The sequence below is a fragment of the Streptomyces sp. NRRL B-24484 genome, assembly GCF_000717715.1.
GTDB lineage: Bacteria > Actinomycetota > Actinomycetes > Streptomycetales > Streptomycetaceae > Kitasatospora.
Map to the genome: position 1 here is coordinate 1 of NZ_JOAI01000165.1, position 291 is coordinate 291.

1 protein-coding gene is annotated in these 291 nt (G+C 75.6%); it reads right to left on the minus strand.

Going from position 1 to position 291, the window contains the following annotated elements; genetic code table 11:
• A partial coding sequence (locus IE98_RS0141760) for a transposase (RefSeq protein WP_159401274.1) occupies positions 1-291 on the minus strand: 291 nt, incomplete at both ends.

A 291-nucleotide genomic window follows, 5' to 3' on the forward strand; every position in this document is an offset into this window, starting at 1 on the left:
CTGACGTGCGAGCCGTCGATCGCGGCGTCGTCCATCTCCAGCAGCCCTGCCGCCCGGAGTTCGGCGAGCAGGACCTCGTGCAGGCGGGGCCACACGCCGGCCTCGGTCCAGTCCCGCAGCCGCCGCCAGGCCGTGATCCCGCTGCAGCCGGTCCGCTCCGCGGGCACGTCCCGCCAGCTCACGCTCTTGCACAGCACGTACACGATGCCGCGAAGCGCAGCACGGTCGTCCGCGGGAAGCCGTCCGGGGTGGCGGTGGCGTCGCGGCGGGCGTGGCGGCAGCAGCGGAGCC